Annotated in this window: 1 protein-coding gene and 1 pseudogene; both read left to right on the top strand. The window is 62.8% G+C overall.

Annotated features, from left to right (window positions below; translation table 11 throughout):
- Window positions 1-89: 89 nt before the first annotated feature.
- Window positions 90-887, top strand: a pseudogene (locus M0954_RS28675) (efflux RND transporter permease subunit); the annotation flags it as partial.
- A partial coding sequence (locus tag M0954_RS28670; RefSeq protein ID WP_297356871.1) for an efflux RND transporter permease subunit occupies window positions 884-3,318 on the top strand: 2,435 nt, incomplete at its 3' end. The pseudogene M0954_RS28675 and the gene M0954_RS28670, both read left to right, overlap by 4 nt.

Raw genomic sequence — 3,318 nt, 5'->3', positions numbered from 1 at the left:
CCAACGCCTTGGCCTCTACAAGTTCAAACAGTCAAGGCAATAGCGGATCTTCCGGATCGAGCTCGTCCAGCACAGCGCTTGCTACGCCTGTCCCGCTCTCGGCAGTCAGCAGCTTCACCGTCACGCCGTCTCCTCTGACGATCAGTCACCAGGGCCAGTTTCCGGTGGTCACGCTATCGTTCAACGTTGCCCCCGGATACTCGCTTAGCCAGGCGGTCGATGCTGTCGAGAAGACCAAGGATCGGCTGCAGATGCCGGCCAGTGTTGAAGGTAGCCTGCAAGGCACGGCAGCAGCTTACAAGACCATAGGCGGCAATGAAGCGTGGCTCATCCTCGCTGCGCTGGTTGCCGTGTACATCGTACTGGGTGTGCTTTATGAGAGCTTCATTCATCCCATCACCATTCTTTCTACCCTGCCCTCCGCCGGTGTTGGCGCTCTACTTGCGCTTCGACTCTTCCACCAGGATCTCGATGTCATCGCCATCATCGGGATCATCCTTCTGATCGGCATCGTAAAGAAGAACGGCATCATGATCGTGGACTTCGCTCTAGATGCGGAACGCAACCGCGGCCTATCGTCCGAAGACGCGATCTTTGAGGCATCGCTGCTTCGCTTCCGGCCGATCCTGATGACGACGCTCGCCGCCATGCTCGGCGCGCTGCCGATGCTGCTCGGCACCGGCACGGGTTCGGAGCTGCGCCGCCCGTTGGGTCTCGCGATTATCGGCGGCCTGACCCTGAGCCAGATTCTCACGCTCTTCACGACGCCGGTCATTTATCTGTTCTTCGACCGCATGGCCGAGCGCACGCGGCGCTGGCGCAATCGCAACAAACCGCAGGATCCGTCTGAAGGCACGCCTGCAGGTACGGCGGAGGACACGCCTTGAACATCTCGGCGTTATTCATCCGGCGCCCGGTCGCGACCACGCTTCTGGCCATCGCGATCCTGATCGCGGGGACGCTCGCCTATTTCCGGCTGCCGGTCGCGCCGCTGCCGAACATCGCCTTCCCGGTGATCGTGGTGCAGGCGCAAATGGCAGGCGCGAGCCCGGAAAACATGGCCTCGACCGTGGCCGAACCGCTCGAGCGGCGCCTGGGCACGATTGCCGACGTCGAAGAGCTGACCTCGATCAGCTATGTCGGCTCGTCGATGATCGTGGTCGAATTTGGCCTCAACCGCGACATCAACGGCGCGGCGCGCGACGTGGAAGCGGCCATCCAGGCGGCGCGTGCCGACCTGCCGACCACCTTGCGCAGCAATCCGACCTATCGCCAGTACAACCCGGAGGATTCGCCGATCATGGTGCTCGCGCTAACCTCGAACACGCTCACCAAGGCACAGCTTTACGACTCTGCGGATTCAGTGATCCAGCAGCAGCTCTCGCAGGTCAGCGGCGTGGGTCAGATAACGCTGGGCGGCGGCGCCTTGCCATCGGTGCGGGTCGAGTTGCAGCCGGGCAAGCTCAATAGCTACGGCATTGGCCTGGAAGACGTGCGCGCGGCGATTTCCGCGGCGAACGCCGATAGCGCCAAGGGCCACCTCGACGAGGGCGACCAGCGTTACGTGGTGTTGTCCAACGACCAGATTACGAAGGCGGCGCCCTACCGGGACCTTGTCGTCGCCTACCGCAACGGCTCGCCGGTGCTGCTGCGCGACGTCGCCCAGGTGAGGGATTCCAACGAAAATATCCGCAACGCCGGGCTCTACAACGGCAAGTCGGCGGTGTTGGTGATCGTTTATCCGATGCCGGGCAGCAACATTGTCAGTACCGTCGCGCAGATCCGCAACGTCCTGCCCTCGATTGAGGCGACGCTGCCGCACAGCGTCCATGTGCAGGTCGCCGTCGACCGTTCGGAGTCGGTCCGGTCCTCGGTGGCAGACACGGAGCGCACGCTGTTTATCGCCGTGCTGCTGGTGGTCGGCGTAGTGTTCGTCTTCCTGCAGTCGCCACGCGCCACGCTGGTGCCGGCGGTGGCGCTGCCGCTGTCGATCGTCGGCACCTTCGGGCCGATGTACCTGCTTGGCTACAGCATCGACAACCTGTCGCTGATGGCGCTCACAATCGGCACCGGCTTCGTGGTCGACGATGCGGTGGTGGTGCTGGAAAACATCACGCGCCACCTCGAATTGGGCCTGAGTCCGAAGGAAGCCGCGCTGAAAGGCAGCGGCGAAGTGGGCTTCACCGTGATCTCGATGAGCCTCTCGCTGATCGCGGTGTTCCTGCCGATCCTGCTGATGCCGGGCATCGTCGGCCTGTTGTTCCATGAGTTCGCGGTGACGCTGTCCATCGCGATCCTGATCTCGCTCGTGATCTCGCTGACGGTCACGCCGGCCATGTGTGCGTACGTGCTGAGCCGCAACAATGCCGGCCATTCGCGCGCGCGCTGGGCCACCTGGATCGAGGGGCAATTCGACCGGTTCAAAAATGCCTACTCGCGTTCGCTCACGGCTGCGCTGGACCACGCACTGCTGGTCATCCTGCTGCTGATCGGCCTGCTCGTGGCTAACGTGTTCCTGCTCAAACTGCTGCCAGGCACCTTCTTCCCCGAACAGGACACCGGCATTCTGATCGGGCAGATCATCGCCGACCAGAGCATCTCGTTCTCGGCAATGGAGAAGAAGCTCGCCCAGTTGCAGGAGATCGTGCAGAAGGACCCGGCGGTGCAGTCGGTGGCCGGCTTTACCGGCGGCCGTGCGCTGAATACCGCTAACGTGTTCGTCGAGCTCAAGCCGCTGGCGCAGCGCCATGCAACCGCCACCGAGGTGGTCAACCGCCTGCGGCCCAAGCTGAACGCGGTCTCGGGCGCACGGCTGTTCATGCAGGCCCAGCAGGATCTGCGGATCGGCGGACGGCAGTCGGCCGCTGAATACCAGTACACTCTGACGAGCGAAGACTCCACGGCACTGTTCGCCTGGACTCCCAAGCTCGTGACCGCACTCAGCAAGATGCGCGGCGAGGTGCTGGACGTGAACTCGGACCTGCAGCAAAACGGTCTGCAGACCTACGTCAATTTCAACCGCTCTACGGCGGCGCGTTACGGTTTTGCGCCGAACCAGATCGACAATGTGCTGTATGACGCGTTTGGCCAGCGAACCGTCTCGACCATCTATAACGCGCTCAATCAGTACTTCGTCGTGATGGAGGTGGCGCCGGAGTACTGGCAATATCCGCAGACGCTCAACCAGATTTATCTGAGCACGGCAGCGGGAAATGCGACCGGCACCGCGCAAACGCAAATGCCGGGCGGCACCGTCTCGGGCGTGACGCAGGCGAGCGCGATCAGCTCCGCGTCGAGCACGTCGAGCACCAACTCGCT

The sequence above is a fragment of the Paraburkholderia sp. genome, from assembly GCF_026225065.1.
Classification (GTDB): domain Bacteria; phylum Pseudomonadota; class Gammaproteobacteria; order Burkholderiales; family Burkholderiaceae; genus Paraburkholderia.
The sequence above is the reverse complement of the archived record's forward strand: the minus strand, read 5'-3'. Positions and strand labels throughout refer to the sequence as shown.